Below are 22,471 nucleotides of genomic sequence, written 5' to 3' on the forward strand. Positions count from 1 at the left end.
GACTAGAGCCCGTAGATCTGGCCGAACTTGGCCTCGAGGTAATCCAGAAGCGGTTCGGGCGACACCGATGCGCCCGCCGCCTGCTCGATCACCTGCGCGGGGGGCATCAGCCCGCCGTGGCGCTGGACGTTCTCTCGCAGCCATTCGGTCGCGGGCGTCGCGTCGCCCTCGGCCAGGGCCGCATCCAGGTCCGGCACCTGGTCGCGCAGCGCGCCGTTCAGGCAACCGGCATAGACGTTGCCCAGGGCATAGGTCGGGAAATACCCGAACAGCCCCACCGACCAATGGACATCCTGCAGGATCCCGTTCGAGGGGCGATCGACCGCCACCCCGAAATCCTTGAGGAAGCGGGCGTTCCACGCCTCGGCCAGGTCCTGCGTGTCCAGCCGCCCGGAAATCAGGTCGCGTTCCAGGTCGAAGCGCAGCATGACATGCAGGTTGTACTGCACCTCGTCGGCCTCGGTGCGGATGTAACCGGGGGTCACGCGGTTCACCGTGGCATAGAAGGCATCCGCATCGGTGACGTTCAGCCCGTCGAACGCCTCGGACATGCGCCCGAACAGCCAGCCGGTGAAGGCACGGCCACGGCCCAGCTGGTTCTCGTAGATGCGGCTCTGGCTTTCGTGCACGCCCATGGACACGCCCCGACCCAGGGGGGTGAAGGCGTAATCCTCGTCGATGCCCAGCTCGTAGCTGGAATGCCCGACCTCGTGGATGGTCGAGTAGATGCAGTTGAACGGGTCCGTCTCGACCACGCGGGTCGTGATCCGGCTGTCCTGCCAGCGCCCCGAGCTGAAGGGATGGACCGCAAGGTCGATCCGCCCCCGCGTCCAGTCATAACCGAAGGCCGTGGCGCAGGCGCGCGACAGGCGCAGCTGCGTTTCCTGCGGGAAATGCCCCGACAGCTGCTGCGGCTGGCGTTCGGCGCCCAGCACGTCGTCGCGCAGCGCGACCAGGCGCGGCCGCATCGCATCGAACAGCGACGCGATGCGCGCGCCGGTCATGCCCGGTTCGTAATCGTCCAGCAGCGCGTCGTACAGATCGCCGCCATCGGCCAGCGCTGCGGCTTCCTCGCGCTTCAGCATCAGGACCTGGTCCAGCGTCGGCAGGAAATCCTCGGGGGCCTCGTTCGCGCGGGCCTCGGCCCAGATCCCCTGCGCCAGCGAGGTCAGGCGCGCAAGCTCGGATGCCAGGCGGGCGGGCACGCGGCTGGTGCGGGCGAAGTCGCGGGCGATCAGCTCGACCGCGCGGCGGTCGCCCTCGGTCTGGGGCTCGGCGGCCTCCAGCCATTCGCCGATGCGCGGGTCGGTGCGGCGTTCGTGCAGCACCTCCTCCATGGCGGACATCTCCTCGGCGCGCTGTTCGGCGGCGCCGCGGGGCATGACCGTTTCCTGGTCCCAGCCCAGCCGCTCGGCGACCGAGGACAGGGCTTCGGTCTGACGCTGAAAGGCCAGCAGATCGTCGAATGCGCTCATTTCCGGGCTCCTCGGATCGAGGTTTCGATGGGATAGCGGGCGTGGTGACGCGCCCGCAGGATCATGGCGAACAGGACGACCGCGCCGAACTGATGTGCCAGTGCCAGCCCCAGGGGCGAGGCATGGACGACATTCATGATACCCAGCCCGATCTGCGCCGCCATGGCGGCAATCATGACCGTGAAGGCCCCGCGCGTCACCGGATGCGGCGAACGGCGCGCGCGCAGCCAGACGACCACGGCGAAGATCGCGACAAGATATCCGGTCATGCGGTGGATGAACTGCACCAGGGCCGGGTTCTCGAAGAAGTTGCGCCAGCCAAGCACCGGATCCCAGATCGCGTCGGGGACCCATTCGCCGCCCATGGTGGGCCAGCCGGTATAGGTGCGCCCCGCATCGATCCCCGCGACCAGCGCGCCCAGCAGGATCTGCACCGCGGTCAGGTGCAGAAGGCCCGTGGACATGCCGAACAGCTTGGCCTCGCCCGCGCGGCGGGCGCGCATCAGCTCGGCCTCGGATCGCGACAGCTGCAGGACGTACCAGGTGATCAGGCCCAGGATCAGGAAGGCGATGCCCAGATGCACGGCCAGCCGATACGAGGCGACGCTGGTCATCCCCTCGACCAGGCCCGAGCTGACCATCCACCAGCCGATCGCGCCCTGAAGCCCGCCCAGCACGCCGATCGTCAGCAGGCGCGGCATCCAGCCCGTCGGCACGCGGCGGGTCGCGGCGAAGAACAGCAGCCCCACCGCCCAGACGAGGCCGACCGCGCGGCCCAGCAGGCGGTGCCCCCATTCCCACCAGTAGATCTGCTTGAACTCGGACAGGGTCATGCCCCGGTTCAGTTCCTGGTATTGCGGGATCTGCTGGTACAGCGCGAATTCGGCGTCCCAGTCGGCCGCGTTCATGGGCGGCAGCGCGCCGGTCACGGGCTTCCATTCGGTGATGGACAGCCCGCTGTCGGTCAGGCGCGTGGCGCCCCCCACCACGATCATGGCAAGGACCATCACGAACAGCACCGACAGCCAGGCGCGGATCGCGCGGCGGGCGCCACGGGGGCGCGCGTCGATCATGCCCCTGGTCTGGGCGGGCCGTGCCGCCTGCGGGTCCGAGACTTCCTGGAAGACAGGGCGCTTGGCCATCGCTTGCTCCTTTTGGCGCGGAGGTTATGGGGGGCTTATCGGCGGGTCAACTGCCGCAGGACGCCGTGCAGGACGCGGACATCGCCGCGCGTCAGCGCCAGGCGCGACCACATGTTGCGCATGTTCAGACGCATCGACGCGGCCTTCGTCTCGGGGAAGAAGAAGCCCGCGGCCTCCAGCTTCTCCTCGTAATGGTCGCCCAGGCGCTCGATCTCGACGCGGTCGGCGGCGGTCTCGCTGTCCTCGCGGCGGGCATGGGGGTTGGGCTCGGGCGGGAGGATGTCGCGGCCGTATTCATAGCCCATAAGCAGCACGGCCTGCGCAAGGTTCAGCGACGGGAAATCGGGGTTCACCGGCACCGTCACGATGGCATTGGCGCGCGCGATATCGTCGTTCTCCAGCCCCGTGCGTTCGGGGCCGAAGACGATGGCGCTGCGGCCCTGCCGCGCACGGGTGTCGGCCATCGCGGTTTCCGGCGTGAAGACGGGCTTCGTCAATTCGCGGCCACGGGCGGTCGTGGCATAGGCGTATTCGATCCCCTCCATCGCGTCGGCAAGCGTGGCATAGACCTTGGCCTGGTCCAGCACCTTGCCCGCGGCACCCGAGGCCATCGCGACGGCCTTGGGGTTGGGCCAGCCGTCGCGCGGCTCGACCAGCCGCATCTCGGTCAGGCCGAAGTTCAGCATCGCGCGCGCAGCCGCGCCGATATTCTCGCCCATCTGCGGGCGAACGAGGATGATGACGGGATTTCGATCCATTTGCATGGCTCAGGCATCTAGTGCGTCTGGCGGCGGCGGGCAAGCTGCGCTAGATGCGACATAAAGGAGAAGCCGCATGACCGATGCCCCGCAACTGTACCTGATGACGCCCGCCGGAGCACAGGCATCCGCGCTCGGGCCACTTCTGACCGAGGTGATGGACCGTTTCGCCCCTTCCTGCCTGCGCATCCGCGGCGGCGCCGAAGAGGACGAACTGGGCCGCCTGGCCGACCTGGCCCGCGAAATCGCCCATGCCCGCGACGTGGCCGTCGTAATCGACGATCACGTCAAGCTGGCGCAGCGCCACGGCCTGGACGGCGTGCACCTGACGGACGGCGCCCGCGCGGTCCGCGATGCCCGCAAGGAACTGGGCGACGACGCCATCGTCGGCGCGTTCTGCGGATCCTCGCGCCATGAAGGCATGACCGCCGCCGAACATGGCGCGGATTACGTCAGCTTCGGGCCGGTCGGCGAATCGGCGCTCTATCGCGGCGAACCCGCCCAGCTGGAGCTGTTCCAGTGGTGGTCCGAGATGATCGAGGTCCCCGTCGTGGCCGAAGGCGCGATCACCAGCGAGCTGCTGTCGCAACTGTCGCCGGTGTCGGATTTCATCGCCATCGGGGCCGAGATCTGGTCGCAGGACGACCCTGCGGCCGCCCTGTCCAAGCTGTGGGTCTGATCACAAAAGGACGGGCGTGCGATCGCCCGTCACGAAGCGCCGCAGCACCGCCGGATAGAGGCGGTGCTCCTGCACCAGGACGCGCGCGGCCAGCGCATTGGCATCGTCGCCCGGCATGATCGGAACGACCGCCTGCCCCAGCACGGGACCGGCGTCCAGTTCGGGGATCACCTCGTGGACGGTGCAGCCTGCCTGCGCATCCCCGGCCTCGATCGCGCGGGCATGGGTGTTCAGCCCCGGATATTTCGGCAGCAGCGACGGGTGGATGTTCAGCATCCGCCCCTCGAAGCGCTGCACGAAGCCGGGGGTCAGGATCCGCATGAAGCCCGCAAGGCAGATCACATCCGGCGATGCCGCCATGATCGGTCGCAGCAGCGCATCCTCGAAACCCTCGCGGTCACCGCGGAAATCGCGGTGGTCCACGGCGGCGGTCGGCACGCCCATCGCGGCGGCGCGCTTCAGCCCGCCCGCCTCGGGGTCGTTCGACGCGACCAGGACGGGCCGCGCCGGATGATCGCCGGTCATATCCTCGACCAGGCGGAGCATGTTTGATCCTCCGCCCGAAATCAGGATCGCGACGCGGATCACGCAAGCGCCCCCGAGTAGCGGATGCCCGCACCCTCGGTGACGGTGCCGATGCGGGCGACGGTCTCGCCCTCGGCCTGCAGCAGCTCGGCCAGCGCGTCGGCGCGATCCGCCGCGACCGCGATGACCATGCCCAGACCGCTGTTGAAGGTCTTGAGCATCTCGGACTGCTCGATATTGCCGGCTTCGGCCAGCCAGCCGAAGACGGGCGGCAGCGCCCAGCTGGACAGGTCGATATCCGCGCCCAGGTCCTTGGGCAGCACGCGGGGCAGGTTCTCGGTCAGGCCGCCGCCGGTGATATGGGCCAGCGCATGGACGCCGCCCGCGCGGATCGCGGCCAGGACGGGCTTCACATACAGGCGCGTCGGCACCAGCAGCGCCTCGCCCAGGGTGGTGTCGGCAAAGGGCGCCGCATCGGTCCAGCCCAGCCCCGCGCGGTCCGCGACCTTGCGCACCAGCGAATAGCCGTTGGAATGCACCCCGTCCGACGCAAGGCCCAGCAGCACGTCGCCCGCGACGACGCCCGCAGGCAGCGCGGTCCCGCGCTGCATCGCGCCCACGGCAAAGCCCGCAAGGTCGAAATCGCCGTCGTGATACATGCCCGGCATCTCGGCGGTCTCGCCGCCGATCAGGGCGCAACCGGCGGCCTTGCAGCCGCGCGCGATGCCCTCGACGACGCGCGCGCCCTCGTCCACCGACAGCTTGCCCGTCGCGAAGTAGTCGAGGAAGAACAGCGGCTCGGCGCCCTGGCACACGAGGTCGTTCACGCACATGGCGACCAGGTCCTGGCCGATGCCGTCCAGGTGGCCCGTGTCGATGGCGATGCGCAGCTTGGTGCCCACGCCGTCGGTCGCCGCGACCAGGACCGGATCGTCGTAACCCGCGGCCTTCGGATCGAACAGCGCGCCGAAGCCGCCCAGTGCATCCATCACCCCCGACCGCTTCGTCGCGGCTGCGGCAGGCTTGATACGTTCGACCAACTCGTTCCCGGCGTCGATATCGACCCCTGCATCGCGATAGCTGATCCCTTTGTCACTCATGGCGGCCCCCGGCTGAATTTGGCCCCCGATAGCCGATGCCCGCCCGCCAAGCAACGCCCGAGGCGCTTGACCGCCCCGATCTTGCGCATTAACCGGAACGAACCCGATGGGCCTGTAGCTCAATTGGTCAGAGCAGGGCGCTCATAACGCCTTGGTTGGGGGTTCAAGTCCCTCCGGGCCTACCATCGGGTGCTTTCAGCCAAGCACCAGCACCGCGCGGAAATCGTTGACATTCGTCAGCGTCGGACCGGTGCGGATCAGGCAGCCGGTCGCATCGAGCAGGCCATAGCTGTCATGCGCCGCCAGCACCGCAGCCGGGTCGAGGCCCATGTCGCGGGCCTGCCGCAGCAGCTGGGGCCCGACGATGGCGCCTGCCGCATCCTCGGTCCCGTCGATTCCATCGGTATCGCCCGCCAGCGCATGGATTGCCGGATGGCCGTTCAGCGCGATGGCCAGCGACAGCAGGAACTCGGTATTCCGCCCGCCGCGACCGGGCTTCACGTTTCCGATGGACACGGTCGTCTCGCCCCCCGACAGAAGGACGGCGGGCGCACGTGCGGGCGTGCCATGCGTGGCCGTTGCCCGCGCGATACCGGCCATCGCGATGCCCAGTTCACGGGCCTCGCCCTCCAGCGCGTCGCCCAGCAGGACCGGCGTGACGCCTGCGGCGCGGGCCACCTCGGCCGCGGCCAGAAGCGACATCTGCGGGGTGGCGATCATGCGGTAGTCGACCGGGAAATCGTCCTGCGCGGGCGGCGCGGCCAGCAGCAGGTCGCGGGCCGCCTGCGGCAGGTCCGGCCCAAGCGCGCGGATCAGCGGCGACAGATCCTCATGCGCGGTCGGGTCGGGCACGGTCGGCCCCGAGGCGATGGCCGCCGGATCGTCCCCCGGCACGTCCGAGATCGCCAGCGTCACCAGCCGCGCGGGCGCCGCCGCGCGCGCAAGCCCCCCGCCCTTGACCAGCGACAGCCTGCGTCGGACGCGGTTCATCTGCTCGATCGTCAGGCCCGAATGCAGCAGCAGGCGGTTCACGGCGATCTTGTCCGCCAGCGTCAGCGGCGGGCGCGGCGCGGCCAGCAGCGACGACCCCCCGCCCGAGATCAGTGCCAGCACCAGGTCCCCCTCGCCCGCCTGCGCGACCGTGCGCAGGATCTCTTGCGCGGCATCGACGCCCGCCTGGTCCGGCACCGGGTGCGATGCCTCGCGCACGGCGATGCGCCGCGTGGGCACGGCGTGGCCATAGCGGGTGACGACCACGCCCGACAGGTCCACGTCGGGCCAGGCATCCTCGACCGCGCGGGCCATGGCGGCGGCGGATTTGCCCGCCCCCACCACGATGCAGCGCCCCGAGGGCGGTTCGGGCAGATGCGCGGCCAGCGATTTCGCGGGGTCCGCCGCGGCGATGGCCGCATCGAACATCTGGCGCAGCAGCGCCTGTGCCTGTTCCGCCCTCACGCCGCCACCTTACAGGTTGTCGCCGCGGATCGCGTCGCAGACGGCGTCCGCGACCTCTTGCGTGGTGGCGCGGCCACCCACGTCGGGCGTCATCACGCCATCGGCGCAGACCTTCTCGACGGCGCGCATTAGGCGCTCGGCGGCGGGCTTCTCGCCCAGATGCTCCAGCATCTGCGCGGCGGTCCAGAAGGTCGCGACCGGGTTGGCGATGCCCTTGCCCGTGATGTCGAAGGCCGACCCGTGGATCGGTTCGAACATCGAGGGGAAGCGCCGCTCGGGGTCGATATTGGCCGTCGGCGCGACGCCCAGGCTGCCCGCCAGCGCGCCGGCAAGGTCCGACAGGATGTCGGCATGCAGGTTGGTCGCGACGATGGTGTCCAGGCTCTTGGGGTTCTTGACCATCCGCACGGTCATGGCATCGACCAGCATCTTGTCCCAGGTGACGTCGGGATAATCCTTGGCGACCTCGGCGGCGATCTCGTCCCACATCACCATGCCGAAACGCTGCGCGTTCGACTTCGTGACGACGGTCAGCAGCTTGCGCGGGCGCGAACGCGCCATCTCGAAGGCATAGCGCATGATGCGGGTGACGCCGACGCGGGTGAAGATCGACACCTCGGTCCCGACCTCTTCGGGCAGGCCCTTGTGGGCGCGACCGCCATGGCCGCTGTATTCGCCCTCCGAGTTCTCGCGGATGATGACCCAGTCCAGATCGCCGGGGCCGACATTCTCCAGCGGCGAATGGATGCCCGGCAGGATGCGCGTCGGGCGGACATTAGCGTATTGGTCGAAGCCCTGGCAGATCGGCAGGCGCAGGCCCCACAGCGTGATGTGGTCGGGCACGTCCGGCGCGCCCACCGCCCCGAAGAAGATCGCGTCGAAGTTCTTCAGCTGGTCCGGCCCGTCGGCGGGCATCATCTCGCCGGTCTTCTTGTAGCGGTCCGATCCCCAATCGAAATCGGTCACGTCCAGCTCGAACCCGCCATCGCGCCGGGCCAGTGCCTCGAGCGCCTGCAGGCCGGCGGCAATCACCTCGGGTCCGATCCCGTCTGCGGGAATTGCGGCGATCTTGTAGTTTTTCATGACTGGGTCCGTCCGTTGTTCCGTCTGCCCTTGCGGCAATGACGGAAGGCTAGCCCCGCGGCGCTCGACAGCTCAATCGGCAGATGATTATATACCTTTGCGCGATAATGCCGGGAGGGGGCAGATGGACATCCAGCAGCTGCGGTGCTTCGTCACCGCCGCCGATCACCTGCATTTCGGGCGGGCAGCACAGGCCATGGACATGCTGCCCGCATCGCTCGGGCGGCAGATCAGGCTGCTGGAACAGCGGCTGGAGACCCGCCTGTTCCACCGCACCACCCGCAGCGTCGCCCTGAGCGAGGCCGGACAGGCCATCCTGGAGGATGCGCGCGACCTGATCGAACGGGCCGACCTGCTGTCCGACCGCATCCGCACGCTGCGCCAGAACGACACGCAGCCCTTGAAGGTGGGCGCGATCGACAGCGCCGCCGCCGGCCTGATGCCGCAACTGCTGGCGGCCTTCCGCGCCGAACATCCCGAAACCGAGATCCAGCTGATCGAGCAGAAGACCATCCACCTGCTGCCCAAGCTGCTGTCGGGCAGCCTGGACATCGTGTTCTGCCGCCCCCCCGACCTGCGCGACCCGCGCATCACCTTCCGCACCCTGTTCTTCGAGACCGCGGTGGTGGCCCTGCCCTCGGACCACCCGCTGGCGGGGCAGCCGCGCATCTCGATCGCGGAGATGGCCGACGTGCCGCTGATCGTTCCCGACAGGCGGTCGCGGCCTCATTCGCACGACCTGACGATCAAGCTGTTCATGGATGCGGGCCTGACCGCCCGCATCGCCCAGATCGCCGAGGAGAAGCACACCATCGTCAACCTGGTCGCATCGGGTGCGGGTCTTGCGATCGTGCCGCGCTGGACCTCTCGGATCGCGGTGCCGGGGGTCAGCTTCGTGCCGCTGGACGTGCCGCAGCATTCCACCCTGTCCAAGCTGGTGCTGGCCGCCGCATGGGCGCGCGGAACCCGCGACCCGCGCCGCGACGCGCTGATGCGGACGCTGGACGCGCATCTGGAGCGGATCGAAGCCTCGGCCTGATTATCGCGAATCGGAATATAAAAAACTGGAGATTGAGAGAGGCCGGTCCGCCTCTGCATCCTCACCTGATCGGACGGGCGTGTCGGAGGCGCCCGAAAAACTGGGAGGAGCACCGAATGAAATTCACCGCAATCGTCGCAGCCAGCATGGTCACCGCACTGCCCGCCTTTGCGCAGGACCGCGCCGACTGGCCGTCCAGCATGGGCATCTCGACCGGCTCGCAGGGCGGGTCCTACTTCGTCTGGGGATCGGGCCTCGCCTCGATGATGGGCGAGACGCTGGACATGCCCACCTCGGTCGAGGTGACGGGCGGACCGGTCCAGAACGTCGCCCTGGTCGATGCCGGAGAGCTGATGATGGGCTTCACCACCCTCGGCCCCGCGCAAGAGGCCATGGAGGGCGAGAGCGAGCTGATGCCGGGCGTCCCCGCCGAGAGCATCCGCGCGCTGTTCCCGATGTACCAGACGCCGCTGCAGGCCGCCGTCCTGACCTCGTCGGGGATCGGATCCATCGACGACCTGGTCGGCAAGCGCGTCAACATGGGCCCCGCCACCGGCACCTCGGCCACCTACTGGCAGCGCTATTTCGAGGCCGAGGGCATGGACGTGAACGCCAGCTTCGCGGGCGCGTCGGATGCCGCCGGACAGCTGTCGGACGGCCTGATCGACGCCTTCGTCTATGCCGCGGGCCTGCCGGCGGGCGCCTTCAGCCAGCTGGCGGTCGAACAGGACGTCACGTTCCTCGGCCTGTCCGAGGAGAACATCACGGCCTTCGTCGAGGCCGTGCCGACCATGCAGCGCTTCACCATCCCCGCCGACACCTACGAGGATCAGCCCGAGGATGTCCCGACCGTCGCGATGTGGAACTTCGCCATCGCGCACAAGGACATGCCCGACAGCCTGGCCTACGAGATCACGAAGCTGGTGATGGAGAACAACGACCGCATGCTGCAGGTCCACGCCTCGGCGGTCGAGACCCTGCCCGAGAACTGGGACACCAACGAATACGTCCCGTTCCACCCCGGCGCGGTCCAGTACTTCGAGGAAAAGGGCATCGAGATCCCCGAGAACCTCCGCTGACGACGCCGCGCGGGGCCGGGCCGACCTGCCCCGCGCGATCCCCTCGAACACGATCATCCTGGTAACGCCATGACCCGCACCCCTGCGGTCGACCCCGCGTCGGCCGAGACCGACACCACGGATCAGGCCATCCTGGCCACCCCCGATGTCGACGAAGAACTTCCCGCCGGGAACCAGCGCGCCTTCGCGGGCCGCGGCAACCTGGCGTTCGGCGCGGCCTGCGCCGCCTACACGCTGTTCCACCTGCTGGTGATGAACCTGTTCCCGCTGGAAACCTGGACCTATCGCCTGCTGCACCTGGGCGGCGGCCTGGTCCTGGCCTTCATGCTGTTCGGCGCGCACGAGACCACGCCGGAAGGCGACGCGCCCCGGGCCAGCATGGCGTCGCGCCTGCTTCTGGGACTGGCGGCGGTCCTGGTCCTCTATGGCTCGGCCGCGATCCTGACCCTGTGGGGCGGATGGTGGATCGCGGGCATCGCCCGACCGCCCGTATGGGTCGTGACCACCTTCGGCCTGCCGCTGACCCTGGGGACCGCGCTGGCCGTCCTGCACGGCTGGCTGTTCGCCGACAAGCGCATCGGCCGCATCGCCACCGTGGACTGGCTCCTGGTCTGCGCGACGATGGCCTCGGTCGGCTACATCATCTTCTTCTCTCGGGTGCTGCAGATGCGCGCGGGCATGCCGATGGCGCAGCCCGGCGACATGTGGGCCGCGATCACCGGCGTCATCATCATCTTGGAAGCGACGCGCCGCCTTGCGGGGCTGGCGCTGGTCATCATCGCGGGCGTCTTCGTCGCCTATGCTTTCGCGGGCCCCTGGCTGCCGGGCATCCTGACGCATTCGGGATATGGCGCGAAACGCTTCTTCAGCTACATCTTCACCGATAACGGCATCCTGTCGGCGCCCATCGCGATCTCGTCTACCTACATCATCCTGTTCGTGGTCTTCGCGGCCTTCCTGCAGGCGACGCATGTGGGCGCGTATTTCGTGAACGTCGCCTTTGCGGCTGCGGGCCACAAGCGCGGCGGTCCGGCCAAGGTCGCGATCTTCGCGTCCGGCCTGATGGGCATGATCAACGGCACCTCGGCGGGGAACGTGGTGGCGACCGGGTCGCTGACCATCCCGCTGATGAAGAAGGTCGGCTATCGCAACCAGACCGCAGGCGCGGTCGAGGCCGCCGCATCCTCGGGGGGGCAGATCATGCCCCCGATCATGGGCGCGGGCGCCTTCATCATGGCCGAGATCACGGGCATCCCCTATACCGAGATCGTCTGGGCCGCGCTGATCCCGGCGCTGCTGTACTTCGCCTCGGTCTATTTCATGGTGGACCTGACCGCGCAGAAGTTCCGCATGATGGGCCTGCCGCGTTCCGCCCTGCCGAAGCTGGGGCTGCTGCTGAAGCAGATCTATCTGTTCGCGCCGATCGTGGTGCTGATCTGGGCGCTGTTCTCGGGGTGGTCGGTCATCCGCAGCGGCACGCTGGCGATGATCTCGGCGGCGATGGTCAGCTGGCTGACGCCGAACCGCATGGGCCCACGCCAGCTGCTGCACGCGCTGGACCAGGGCGCGCGGATGGTGCTGCAGCTGGTCGCGGTCTGCGCGGCGGCGGGCATCATCGTGGGCGTCATCGCGCTGACGGGCATCGGGACGCGCTTCTCGGCGCTGCTTCTGGGGATCGCGGACCAGTCGCAGCTGCTGGCGCTGATCTTCGCGATGCTGGTGTCGATCATCCTGGGGATGGGCATGCCCACGACCGCCGCCTATGCGGTCGCGGCATCGGTCATCGCGCCCGGCCTGGTGAACCTGGGGATCGAGCCGCTGGTCGCGCATTTCTTCATCTTCTACTTCGCGGTCATGTCGGCCATCACGCCGCCCGTCGCGCTTGCGGCCTATGCTGCGGCGGCGCTGTCGCGGTCCGACCCGATGAAGACCAGCGTCGAGAGCTTCCGCATCGGCCTTGCGGCCTTCGTGGTGCCCTACATGTTCTTCTACTCGGATGCGCTGCTGCTGCAGGGCGGCTGGTTCGATACCGCGCATGTGACCGTCTCGGCGCTACTCGGGATCTATCTGCTGGCATCGGGCGTCATCGGCTGGTTCTTCGGGCGCATCGGCTGGCCCGAGCGGCTGCTGCTGATCGTCGCGGCGCTGGCCATGCTGAAACCCGGCATGCTGAGCGACGTGATCGGGTTCGGCTGCGCCATCGGGATGTACGCGCTGCAGCGCATGCGTCACCGCACCGGCGTGCCGGCAGGCAACGAAAGTTGATCCCCGCCCGTATGGGCTTCCTGGTCCGGCCCTGCGATTGCAGTGGCCGGATCTTTTCATTTCAGGGAAACGGCGACATGACTGGCAAACTGGCGGCGGCGATACTGGCCGCGACGATCACCGGCACGGGGGCTGTGGGCGCGATGGCACATGAGGTGACCGAGGGCATCCGCTATGGCGACGGGGCGCGCAACGCGCTGGACCTCTATATGCCCGACGAGGTCGAGAACCCGCCGCTGGTCATGTTCATCCATGGCGGACGCTGGATGCGCAACGACCGCACGCAGGTCCTGCTGCACGACCGGGCGCAGGCGCTGAACGATGCGGGGATCGCGGTGGCCTCGATCGACTACAGCTACAGCACGGATGCGACCTGGCCCGCGCAATCCGACGACGTGCTGCGCGCGATGCGCTTCCTGCGCGACAGTGCCGGCGATTACGGATACGACGCCGACCGCTTCGCGGTCTGGGGGCAGTCATCGGGGGCGCACATGGCCCTGTGGGCCGAGGTTCTGGCCAGCCGCCACGACGATATCGAACTGGACGCGGTCGTGTCGTGGTATGCGCCCTCGAACCTGCCGCTGATCGCCGCGGACCGGCAGGACGACGGCATCGACCGCAGCGGGATGGACATGTCCGGCACCACCCCCGAGGCGATGCTGCTGGGCGTCGAGCCCGCCGAGGACCGTCAGGCGGGTGACGCCGCCAGCCCGCAGGTCCAGCTGGCCGCCCTGCCCGCCGATGTCGAACTGCCGCCCATGCTGATCATGCACGGAACACAGGACGTCATCGTCTCGCCGCTGCAAAGCCGCAGGCTCTATGGCAGCCTGCTGGCGCGCGATCCGGCATCCGACCTGACCTTCATCGAGGTCGAGGGCGCAAGCCATGGCGGCGACCTGTTCGGAGAGACCGTGCCCCTGGTGGTCGAATTCCTCAGCGATCGTCTGCGCTGACATCCGCGAAGCGTGCGGCCTGCGCCAATGCGCAGCTCTCCAGCACGTCGAACAGGGCATAGCCCTTATCCCCGCGCACGAAGGGGTTGGGGGCGCCTTCGGGGCGGGTCCGCAGCGCCTCCATCGTCCTGTCGGCACCGTCGCGCCGGACATGGTTCGACAGGAACACGTCGACGCCCGCGGCCCGGGCCTCATCGCGGGCGCGGGCGGCGGATGCGGCATATTCCTCAAAGATCATCACGTCGGGCCCGAAATTGAAGCCCGACCCGCCCCACAGGATGGCCATGTGTTCCCGCCCGCCATCATGCAGCGCGAAGATGGGCGACACGGTGCCGGGCGTATGTCCCGGCGTCAGCAGCACGCGCAGCTCGTGATCGCCGAACCGCAGGACCTGCCCGTCGCGCACGCTGATGCCGCGTTCGGGTGCCGCGCCGAAGCGCGGATGCGGCGGGGTGCGTTCCGCCAGCCGCCAGTCGGCCTCGCTCATCATCACGTCCACGCCCAGTTTCTGCGACAGATAGGTCGCCCCGCCATAATGGTCGCCATGCGCATGGGTGATCAGGATCGCCCGGATATCGGCCGGGTCCAGCCCCAGGCTGCGCATCCCGCCCAGCACGTATTCCTCGGCCTCCTCGGCGGTGTTCAGCGTGTCGATCAGGACATATCCGTCATCGTCGCCATAGAGCCACGCGCTGACCGACCCCGTGCCCAGGAAATACAGCTCGTCGAAGACCTGCATCGGCGGCACTCCGAGCGTCTCGCGCGGTTGGCGTTGCGGGCGCTCGCCGCGCTTGGCGCTGCGGTCGCGGGGGGCGTTCACGTCGCGCATCCGCTGGTCCAGATCGCACAGGTTCGCGAAACCGGGAAACGCCTCGGCGGCCTCGGTCCCGCGACGGGCCAGGTCTCCGGCATCCTGCGCGAAGGCGGGAATGGCGGGCAGCAGCGCGGCAAGGATCAGGGGGCGGAGGATGGCCATGGCACGGACCTTCGGCAGGGGACGCGAGGTGGCTGGCGACGGCTGGCTGACCCCTGTCCTAGCGCATCGACTGGCGGACGCAATGGGCAAGCGGCACTTTACAGCCCCTTTCCCGCGTCCTAATCCCGAAGCTCGTATCAGTTCGGAGGTCGGGATGGCGGATCAGCAACGCAAGCTGGAACAGGCGGCCCGCGCGGCCTGGCTGGCGCATGTCGGCGGCCTGACCCAGGATGAGATCGCGACGCGCCTGGGCGTGTCCCGCCAAAGCGCGCAGCGCCTCGTGGCGCAGGCCATGTCCGAGGGGCTGGTCAAGATCCGCATAGACCATCCCTTTGCCGACTGCATGCAGATCGCCCGCGACCTCAGCGACCGCTGGAACCTGTCCTTCTGCGAGATCGCGCCCGCCGATGCCCCCGCCGATGGGGTCGCCCATCACCTTGCCGCCGTGATGGAGCAGTGGCTGCGCCGCGCCGATCCGCTGACGATCGCCATCGGCACGGGCCGGACGCTGCGCTCCGCGATCGCCCGGCTGCCGCATATCGATTGCCCCGACCACCGGATCGTGTCGCTGACGGGGAACATCGCGACGGACGGATCCACCGCGGCCTACAACGTCCTGTTTTCCTTGTCGGATCTGGTCACTGCGCGCAGCTTTCCTCTGCCGGTCTCGGTCATCCTGCCCGAAGGCGACACGCGCACCGCGCTGCTGGCGCAGCAGGGCATCGCCCGCGTCATCGCCATGTCCGCCGAGGCCGAGGTGGCCTTTGTCGGCGTCGGGCGCATGGATGACAGCGCGGCGCTTCTGGCCGACGGCTTCATCGACGCGAACGACCTTGCGGCCCTGCGCAAGGCCGGTGCCGAGGGAGAGATCCTGGGCTGGGCCTATGACAAGGACGGGCAACTGATCGAGGGGCTGTCGAACGACCGCGTCGCCTCGGCCCCGATACCGCCCAGGGAAACCGCCCTGGTCATCGCCGCCGCCCACGGGCAGGCCAAGCTGCCCGCGATCCGCGCGGCCCTGCGGGGCGGGCTGATCAACGGGCTGGTCACCGATGCCGCGACAGGTGCTGCATTGCTGGATCAGGATCGCGCGGCGGGATAGAGCGCGCGGAACCGCGCCAGCCCCTCGGAATAGGCGGGGACCAGCGCGGGATCGGGCGCGATCTCGGATGCGATGGCGGGCGTGGTGCAGATCTCGGTCCCGGCGCCGGTATCGGCCATCAGCCCCAGCCGCGCGGCCCCGAAGGCGGCGCCGAAATCGCCCCCCTCGGGCAGCAGGACCGGCAGGTCCAGCGCGTTGGCGATGCTGCGCAGCCAGTAATCCGACCGCGCCCCGCCCCCAAGCGCCAGCAGCGCATCGGGCCCCGCCCCCGCCTGCCGCAGCGCGTGCAGGTTGTCGGCCAGCGCGAAGGCCACGCCGTCCAGCACCGCCCGCGTCATCGCCGCGCGATCGCTGCCTGCGCCCAGGCCCGCGAACAGCCCGCGCACCTGCGCATCGTTGTGGGGCGTGCGTTCACCGGACAGATAGGGCAGGAAGATCTCGGGGCCCGGTGCGGATTGCGGCCCCAGATCGGCGGTCAGCGTGGCGGCGGGGGTGCCGGTGATGCCCGCCAGCCACTCGATCGCGGCGGCGGCCTGCAGCATGACGCCCATATGGTGCCACATGCCGGGCGCCGCGTGGCAGAAGGCATGCACGGCGGTTTCGGGCGCGGGCAGGAAGCGGTCGGTCGCCGCGAACAGCACCCCCGACGTGCCGAGGCTGACGAAGCCCTGCCCGCCCGAGACCGTCCCCGCACCGATCGCGGTGGCGGCATTGTCGCCCGCCCCGCCCGCGACGGTCACCGGCCCCTCGACGCCCCATTCGCGGGCCAGCGCGTCGCGCAGCATCCCCGACCGCTCGGACCCCTCGACGAGGGCGGGCATCTGGTCGCGGCGCATCCCCGATGCGGCCAGCAGGTCGTCGGACCAGTCGCGGCGGGCGACATCCAGCCAGGCGGTGCCCGATGCGTCCGACATCTCGGATACGTGTTCGCCGGTCAGCCACAGCCGCAGGAAATCCTTGGGCAGCAGGACGCGGGCCACGCGGGCATGCAAATCGGGTTCGTGTTCGGCCATCCAGACCAGCTTGGGCGCGGTAAATCCGGGAAAGACGATGTTCCCCGACAGCCGTCGCATCACCGGATCGGCGTCGAGCGCCGCAGCCTCGGCATGGGCGCGGGTGTCGTTCCACAGGATCGCGGGGCGCAGGACGCGGTCATCGGCGTCCAGCGTCACCGCCCCGTGCATCTGCCCCGACAGCCCGATCCCCCGCAGCCGCGACAGGCCATGCTCGCGCGCGATCCGCGACACCGCGCGATCCGCAGCCGAGATCCAGGCGTCGGGGTCCTGTTCGGACCAGCCAGAGGCAGGCCGCTGGACGGTCAGCGACTCGGTCGCCGAGCCGATGATGCGCTGCGCGTCGTCCATCAGCAGCGCCTTGACGCCCGACGTGCCCAGATCGATTCCAAGATACATGCCCTAACCCCCCGACATTTCTATTATTTCCGCGCGATGCTCCTGCATGCGCAGGAAGATGCGCCAATCCCTTTCGCGCCTTTCGCGTGCCGCCGGGGCGGGATGCGTCACCTGCACCTCGCGCCCGAAACGCGCGCGCGCGGCGCGGATGCCGCCCAGATGGGGCGCCGCCGCCGCGATGGCCGTCCCGCGCAGGACGGCATCCTCGGGCTGCCAGTGGATCTCGGCCCCCGTGGCATCGGCATAGAGCTGACGCAGCAGCGCCGAACGCGCCTGCCCGCCCGCCATCGCGATCCGCGCGGGCGCAAGACCCATATGCCCGATCACCTGCCGCGTCCCAAGCGCAACCCCCACCGCCGTCCGCCAATAGAGCGCATCCAGACCGTCCGCCCCCGTCGCAAGTCCGTGGATCACGCCGCGCATCTGCGGATCCGCGAAGGGCGCGCGATTGCCCTTCAGGTCGGGCAGCACGTGCAGGCCCGGTTCGGGTTCGGGGCGGGCGGCGATGCGGGCAAGGATCGTTTCGTGCGTCTCGGGACCGGGATACAGCCTGCGGACCTGCTCCAGCGTCGCGCCGGTCGCGGATTGCCCGCCCTCGGTCACGTCCTCGTCGGGCAGGATCGCCCCCGGATAAGGCCCCCACAGCGCGGGCGCCGCGGGAACGCCACTGGCCATCACGCAGTTCGAGGTGCCCGCGATCAGCGCGGGCATGTCGGGGGCCGCGCCAAGCGCCCCCGCAAAGGCATCGATCAGCCCCACCGCCACCACGCAGTTCCGGTCCAGCCCAAGCTCGGCTGCGCCCTGCGCCGAAAGCGGGCCGATGGCCGTTCCCGCAGGCAGCACGCGCCCCGGCAGGTCCAGCGCCCCCAGGCCCAGCAGCCCCAGCAGATCGCGCGCCCAGCCCTGCCCCGGCAGATAGGGCCATTTCGCGGCCGCCGCACAAAGCGACCGCACACCCGCCCCCGTCGCGCGATGGGCAAGGTGATCGCACAGGTCGCGGATGGGCGTCCCGGCCGCGATGATCTCGGGCCGGTGGGCGTTCAGCCACATCAGCTTGGGCGTCTGCATCTCGGGCGAGACGCGCCCGCCCGCGCGCGTGACGACGGGATGGTCCAGCGCGGACATGCGCGCGGCCTCGGCCACGGCGCGGTGGTCGTGCCAGGCGATGACATCGGGCCCGAACCCGGCGGCATCGACCACCAGCGAACAGGTCGCGTCGAAGGCCAGCGCGCCGATATCGGCAGGGCTGGCCCCGGCCATCCTGCGCGCCTCGGCCAGCGCCTCGGCCACGGCGTTCCAGATCTCGGCAAAGACGAAGCCCGCCTGCCCGCCCGGCGACGGATGGGTCGCAAAGCCCCGGCTGGCGCGTGCGATCAGCCTGCCGTCGGGCGTGAACAGCCCCGCGCGTGCGCGGGCCGATCCGACATCGACGGCAGCGATCAGCATGGAACGTTCCCCCTCAGCCCAGCCGGGCCAGAGTGTCGGGCAATTCCGACGCGCTTTCAATGATGGCATGGGGGCCTTCCTGCGCCAGCCGCTCGGCAAGCCCCGCAGGCATGGCATGGCTGCCGCCGAGGAACCCGACGACGCGCATCCCCGCCGCATGTGCCGCGCGCACGCCAGCGGGGCTGTCCTCGACCACGGTGCAGGCGGCGGGGGCGACGCCCAGCCGGTCGGCGGCCATCAGGAACAGGTCCGGCGCGGGCTTGCCGTTGGCGACCTGCGTGGCGGAATAGACATGGGGACCGAACAGCGGCTTCAGCCCGGTCACGCTCAGCGACAGGGCCAGCCGGTCCGGCGCGCTGGAGGATGCGACCGCGCGCGGCAGGTCCAGCGCCGCGATGGCATCCGCGATCCCCGGCACGGGCCGAAGGTCGCGCCGGAACCGGTCGGCCAGTCCCTGCCGGAAGCCGTCCACATGCGGCGTCAGATCGACCCCATGTTCGCGCAGCGCCGCGTCCAGGATCGTCTGGAAGCTGCGGCCCAGAAAGCAGTCGTAGATCCGGGCCGCATCGATCGGCAGGTCCAGCCGCCGCATCATCGCCACGATCTCCTCGACGGCCAGGGGCTCGCTGTCCACGAGCACCCCGTCGCAGTCGAAGATCACGGCATCCGTCACTGTCCTACCCCCCGATATACGCGTCGAGCGTTGCCGCCGTCCCGCGCTCCCACAGCATTCCCAGCCACTTCGCGAATGGTTCGGCCAGACGCGGATCGGTCCCGGTATCGCCATAGATGTCGGCCATGGCAAGCCAGCGCGACGGGTCGTGACGCGCCTCCTGCGCGGTCCGGGTCAGGCGGTCCCATGACGGATCGTTCGGCGCGATGGTCGCCCCGCCATCGGTCGTGCCCGCGCAGTACCGGCACCACAGCGCGCATTCCAGCGCCAGCCCATCGACCGGCAGATCGCGCGCAAGGCGGTCCGCGATGGTCGGGATGATGAATTTTGGCTGCCTGTTCGACCCGTCGAGGCACAGCCTGCGCACCGTATCCGCGATCTTCGGGTTGGCGCAGCGTTCCTGCACCTTGGCGAAATAGGCGTCCAGATCGGTATCGGGCACGGGCGGCACGACCGGGATCACCTCGGTCCGTTCGACCTTCTGCAGGAAGGCCGCGACACGGGCGTCCTGCATCGCGTCATGGACGAAATGGATATCCATCAGCCCTGCCGCATAGGCCAGGATCGCGTGACCGCCGTTCAGGATGCGGATCTTCATCATCTCGTAGGGGGTCACGTCGGGCACGAACTGCACGCCGACCTTCTCCAGCGCGGGGCGACCTGCGGGAAAATGGTCCTCGAGCACCCACTGGATGAAATCCTCTGCGAAGACGGGGGTCGCGTCGTCGATGCCGAACTCGTCGCGGATCATCGCGCGTTCACGGTCGCTGGTCGCAGGCGTGATGCGGTCGACCATGCCGTTCGGGAAGGCCACGTTTTCGGCAATCCACTCGGCCAGCGCGAGGTCGGACAAGCGCGCGGTTTCCACCACGGCCTCGCGGGTGACATCGCCGTTATGGGGGATGTTGTCGCAGCACATCACGGTAAAGGGCTGCACGCCGTCGCGACGGCGCGCGGCAAGGCCCGCGACCAGCATCCCGAAGACGGTACGCGGGGCATCGGGATGCGCGCCGTCATGCGCGATGGCCGGGTGACCGGGGTCGAAATGCCCGGTCTTGGCGTCGATGAAATACCCGCCCTCGGTGATGGTCAGGCTGGCGATGCGGATGGCCGGATCGGTCAGCCGCGCGACGATGGCATCGGCATCCGCGGCGGGCAGATGGTCGATCATCGCGCCGATCACGCGGGCCTCGGATGCCTCGGCCGTCTGCTCGACCACGGTGAACAGGCAGTCCTGCGCCAGAAGCACCTCGCGCATCCGCGCATCCGAGGGCATGACCCCCGCGCCGATGATCGCGAAATCATGCCCCTCGCCCGCATTCATCAGACGGTCCAGATAGACCGCCTGGTGCGCGCGGTGGAAATTGCCCAGACCGAAATGCAGGATGCCCCCGGTCAGAGCCTTGCGGTCGTATTGCGGGACGGCGGCGTCGATCCGCGCAAGGTTCGCGTCGTTCAGCGCCGTCATATCGCCAGCCCCTCGGCGTCGAAGCGATAGACGCGGCCTTCCTCGGGGGTCAGCCAGACCCGGTCGCCGTGGCGGGCGGCGAACTCGCCCTCGGCGCGGGCGACGATATGGGTGCCGTCGTCCAGATCGACATGCAGGAACGTGTCCGAGCCCAGATGCTCGGCCACGCCGACGGTGCCGGCAAAGCTGCCCTCGGTCAGGGACATGCGGAAATGCTCGGGACGCACGCCGATGGCATGGGCGCCGTGATCGGCCGCCGCCTGCCCTTCGAGGAAGTTCATGTTCGGGCTGCCGATGAAGCCCGCGACGAAGCGGTTGGCGGGGCTGCGATACAGCTCCAGCGGGCTGCCGACCTGTTCGACCCGGCCTGCGCGCAGCACGACGATCTTGTCGGCCATGGTCATCGCCTCGACCTGGTCGTGGGTGACATAGATCATCGTGGTCGCCAGCTTCTTGTGCAGCTCGCTGATCTCGACCCGCATGCCGACGCGCAGGGCGGCGTCCAGGTTCGAGAGCGGTTCGTCGAAGAGAAACGCCGAAGGTTCGCGCACGATGGCGCGGCCGATGGCCACGCGCTGGCGCTGGCCGCCCGAAAGCTGACCGGGCTTGCGGTCCAGGTAATCCGTCAGGTTCAGGATCTTCGCCGCATGTTCCACGCGGCGGGTCTGTTCGTCCTGGTCCATCCGCGCCATCTTCAGCGGGAAGGTGATGTTCTTGCGCACCGACATGTGCGGATAGAGAGCGTAGCTCTGGAACACCATGGCGAGGCCGCGACGCGCGGGTGCATGTTCGGTGACGTCCTGCCCGTCGATCATGATCTGACCGCCGCTGACATCCTCCAGCCCCGCGATCAGGCGCAGAAGCGTCGATTTCCCGCAGCCCGAAGGCCCGACGAAGACGACGAATTCCCCGTCCTGGATGTCCAGGTCCACGCCCGGAATGACCTCGACATCGCCGAAGGCCTTGCGGACATTGCGAAGGGTGATGCTGCCCATCAGGTTTCCCCCTTATTTCACCGCGCCGAAGGTCAGGCCGCGGACAAGTTGTTTCTGGCTGAACCAGCCCATGATCAGGATCGGCGCGATGGCCATGGTCGAGGCGGCGGAAAGCTTGGCCCAGAACAGTCCCTGAGGGCTGGAGAAGGATGCGATGAAGGCCGACAGCGGGGCGGCATTCGTGGTGGTCAGCTGGATGGTCCAGAACGCCTCGTTCCAGGCCAGGATCACGTTCAGCAGCAGCGTGGACGCGATGCCCGGAATGGCCATCGGGGTCAGGACGTGGACGATCTCGTCGCGCAGCGATGCGCCGTCCATCCGCGCGGCCTCCAGGATCTCTCCGGGGATCTCGCGGAAATAGGTGTAGAGCATCCAGATCACGATCGGCAGGTTCATCAGCATCAGGATGATGACCAGGCCCGTGCGCGTGTCCATCAGGCCGGTGCGCAGGAAGATCAGGTAGATCGGCACCAGCACGGCGACCGCGGGCATCATCTTGGTGGACAGCATCCACATCAGGATGTCCTTGGTCCGCTTGGTGGGCGAGAACGCCATCGCCCAGGCCGCCGGGATCGCGACGATCAGCGCCAGGACTGTCGAGCCGAGCGCAAGGATGACCGAGTTCACGAAGGGCCGGAAATAGTCGTTCTGCGTCTGCACCGCCCTGTAGCTTTCAAGCGTCAGCGAGGGGATCAGGTCGAAGCCGGCGATGGCCTCCTGTTCCGACTTGAAGCTGGTGATGACGGTATAAAGGATCGGGAAGAAGATGATCAGCGCCACGGTCCATGCGGCGATGGAATAGCCGATCCGGGTGCGTGTCTTGACGGCGCGTGCCATGGGATGCTC

At 68.9% G+C, this 22,471-nt stretch carries 20 protein-coding genes and 1 tRNA gene; 7 read left to right on the plus strand and 14 right to left on the minus strand.

Annotation, left to right across the window (positions count from 1 at the left end; genetic code table 11):
* Nucleotides 1–2: 2 nt before the first annotated feature.
* Genes QMZ16_RS08170 through QMZ16_RS08180 form a run of 3 tightly spaced genes read right to left on the minus strand, consistent with a single transcriptional unit; the run spans nt 3 to nt 3,375 of the window.
* Nucleotides 3–1,475 carry a carboxypeptidase M32 gene (locus QMZ16_RS08170; protein WP_282602865.1) on the minus strand — a complete coding sequence of 491 codons (1,473 nt, stop codon included), beginning with the start codon at nt 1,473–1,475 and terminating at the stop codon, nt 3–5.
* On the minus strand, nt 1,472–2,617 hold the full coding sequence (ctaA, locus tag QMZ16_RS08175; RefSeq protein ID WP_282602866.1) for a heme A synthase: 1,146 nt from the start codon (nt 2,615–2,617) through the stop codon (nt 1,472–1,474). Before ctaA ends, QMZ16_RS08170 begins: the two co-directional genes overlap by 4 nt.
* A 35-nt stretch (nt 2,618–2,652) precedes the next feature.
* On the minus strand, nt 2,653–3,375 hold the full coding sequence (locus QMZ16_RS08180; protein ID WP_022706342.1) for an RNA methyltransferase: 723 nt from the start codon (nt 3,373–3,375) through the stop codon (nt 2,653–2,655).
* A 76-nt stretch (nt 3,376–3,451) separates the two neighbouring features.
* Between QMZ16_RS08180 and QMZ16_RS08185 the strand changes: the two genes are divergently transcribed.
* Nucleotides 3,452–4,054, plus strand: coding sequence for a thiamine phosphate synthase (locus QMZ16_RS08185; protein WP_282602867.1), 603 nt, complete (start codon nt 3,452–3,454; stop codon nt 4,052–4,054).
* Here the strand turns inward: QMZ16_RS08185 and purN are convergent, their stop codons facing one another.
* Together purN and purM are read right to left on the minus strand one after the other, a co-directional pair.
* Nucleotides 4,055–4,642 (minus strand): phosphoribosylglycinamide formyltransferase, encoded by a 588-nt coding sequence (gene purN, locus QMZ16_RS08190; protein WP_282602868.1) that lies wholly within the window; start codon nt 4,640–4,642, stop codon nt 4,055–4,057.
* Nucleotides 4,639–5,679, minus strand: coding sequence for a phosphoribosylformylglycinamidine cyclo-ligase (gene purM / locus QMZ16_RS08195; protein ID WP_282602869.1), 1,041 nt, complete (start codon nt 5,677–5,679; stop codon nt 4,639–4,641). The genes purN and purM overlap by 4 nt, the downstream gene beginning before the upstream one ends.
* A gap of 108 nt (nt 5,680–5,787) precedes the next feature.
* On the opposite strand from purM, the gene QMZ16_RS08200 reads away from it, so the two are divergent.
* Nucleotides 5,788–5,864: transfer RNA gene (locus QMZ16_RS08200), tRNA-Ile, on the plus strand.
* Nucleotides 5,865–5,874: 10 nt separating this feature from the next.
* Here the strand turns inward: QMZ16_RS08200 and QMZ16_RS08205 are convergent.
* Together QMZ16_RS08205 and QMZ16_RS08210 are read right to left on the minus strand one after the other, a co-directional pair.
* The gene (locus tag QMZ16_RS08205; RefSeq protein WP_282602870.1) at nt 5,875–7,134 is read right to left on the minus strand and encodes a glycerate kinase; all 1,260 of its coding nucleotides are present in this window, start codon (nt 7,132–7,134) and stop codon (nt 5,875–5,877) included.
* Nucleotides 7,135–7,143: 9 nt separating this feature from the next.
* On the minus strand, nt 7,144–8,217 hold the full coding sequence (locus tag QMZ16_RS08210; RefSeq protein ID WP_282602871.1) for a tartrate dehydrogenase: 1,074 nt from the start codon (nt 8,215–8,217) through the stop codon (nt 7,144–7,146).
* A gap of 124 nt (nt 8,218–8,341) precedes the next feature.
* On the opposite strand from QMZ16_RS08210, the gene QMZ16_RS08215 reads away from it, so the two are divergent.
* The 4 genes from QMZ16_RS08215 (at nt 8,342) to QMZ16_RS08230 (ending at nt 13,553) form a co-directional block, all read left to right on the plus strand.
* Nucleotides 8,342–9,256 carry a LysR family transcriptional regulator gene (locus tag QMZ16_RS08215; RefSeq protein ID WP_282602872.1) on the plus strand — a complete coding sequence of 305 codons (915 nt, stop codon included), beginning with the start codon at nt 8,342–8,344 and terminating at the stop codon, nt 9,254–9,256.
* A 116-nt stretch (nt 9,257–9,372) separates the two neighbouring features.
* Nucleotides 9,373–10,335 (plus strand): TAXI family TRAP transporter solute-binding subunit, encoded by a 963-nt coding sequence (locus QMZ16_RS08220; RefSeq protein ID WP_282602873.1) that lies wholly within the window; start codon nt 9,373–9,375, stop codon nt 10,333–10,335.
* A 69-nt stretch (nt 10,336–10,404) separates the two neighbouring features.
* Complete coding sequence (locus tag QMZ16_RS08225) at nt 10,405–12,600, plus strand: TRAP transporter permease (RefSeq protein ID WP_282602874.1); 2,196 nt, start codon at nt 10,405–10,407, stop codon at nt 12,598–12,600.
* A gap of 77 nt (nt 12,601–12,677) precedes the next feature.
* Entirely contained in the window at nt 12,678–13,553 is an 876-nt protein-coding gene (locus QMZ16_RS08230) for an alpha/beta hydrolase (RefSeq protein WP_282602875.1), read from the plus strand.
* Here the strand turns inward: QMZ16_RS08230 and QMZ16_RS08235 are convergent.
* Nucleotides 13,534–14,529, minus strand: coding sequence for an MBL fold metallo-hydrolase (locus tag QMZ16_RS08235; protein WP_282602876.1), 996 nt, complete (start codon nt 14,527–14,529; stop codon nt 13,534–13,536). The genes QMZ16_RS08230 and QMZ16_RS08235 overlap by 20 nt on opposite strands.
* Nucleotides 14,530–14,683: 154 nt before the next feature.
* Here QMZ16_RS08235 and QMZ16_RS08240 point away from each other — a divergent pair, with 154 nt between their 5' ends.
* Entirely contained in the window at nt 14,684–15,631 is a 948-nt protein-coding gene (locus QMZ16_RS08240) for a sugar-binding transcriptional regulator (protein WP_282602877.1), read from the plus strand.
* Here the strand turns inward: QMZ16_RS08240 and xylB are convergent.
* From xylB to QMZ16_RS08270, 6 genes are read right to left on the minus strand one after another with little or no spacing between them, the layout of a single operon-like run.
* Complete coding sequence (xylB, locus tag QMZ16_RS08245; protein ID WP_282602878.1) at nt 15,610–17,043, minus strand: xylulokinase; 1,434 nt, start codon at nt 17,041–17,043, stop codon at nt 15,610–15,612. The genes QMZ16_RS08240 and xylB overlap by 22 nt on opposite strands.
* Before the next feature lie 3 nt (nt 17,044–17,046).
* On the minus strand, nt 17,047–18,489 hold the full coding sequence (locus tag QMZ16_RS08250) for an FGGY-family carbohydrate kinase (RefSeq protein WP_282602879.1): 1,443 nt from the start codon (nt 18,487–18,489) through the stop codon (nt 17,047–17,049).
* Nucleotides 18,490–18,502: 13 nt separating this feature from the next.
* Nucleotides 18,503–19,162, minus strand: a complete 660-nt coding sequence (locus tag QMZ16_RS08255) for an HAD family hydrolase (protein WP_282602880.1) — start codon at nt 19,160–19,162, stop codon at nt 18,503–18,505.
* A gap of 4 nt (nt 19,163–19,166) precedes the next feature.
* Nucleotides 19,167–20,630, minus strand: coding sequence for a mannitol dehydrogenase family protein (locus QMZ16_RS08260; protein WP_282602881.1), 1,464 nt, complete (start codon nt 20,628–20,630; stop codon nt 19,167–19,169).
* Nucleotides 20,627–21,625: an ABC transporter ATP-binding protein gene (locus QMZ16_RS08265; protein WP_022706358.1), complete on the minus strand. Its 999-nt coding sequence runs from the start codon at nt 21,623–21,625 to the stop codon at nt 20,627–20,629. The genes QMZ16_RS08260 and QMZ16_RS08265 overlap by 4 nt, the downstream gene beginning before the upstream one ends.
* 12 nt (nt 21,626–21,637) lie before the next feature.
* Nucleotides 21,638–22,462 (minus strand): carbohydrate ABC transporter permease, encoded by an 825-nt coding sequence (locus tag QMZ16_RS08270; RefSeq protein ID WP_282602882.1) that lies wholly within the window; start codon nt 22,460–22,462, stop codon nt 21,638–21,640.
* Between the last annotated feature and the right edge of the window lie 9 nt (nt 22,463–22,471).

It is taken from the genome of Paracoccus sp. PARArs4, assembly GCF_947311865.1.
GTDB classification, from domain to species: domain Bacteria; phylum Pseudomonadota; class Alphaproteobacteria; order Rhodobacterales; family Rhodobacteraceae; genus Paracoccus; species Paracoccus zeaxanthinifaciens.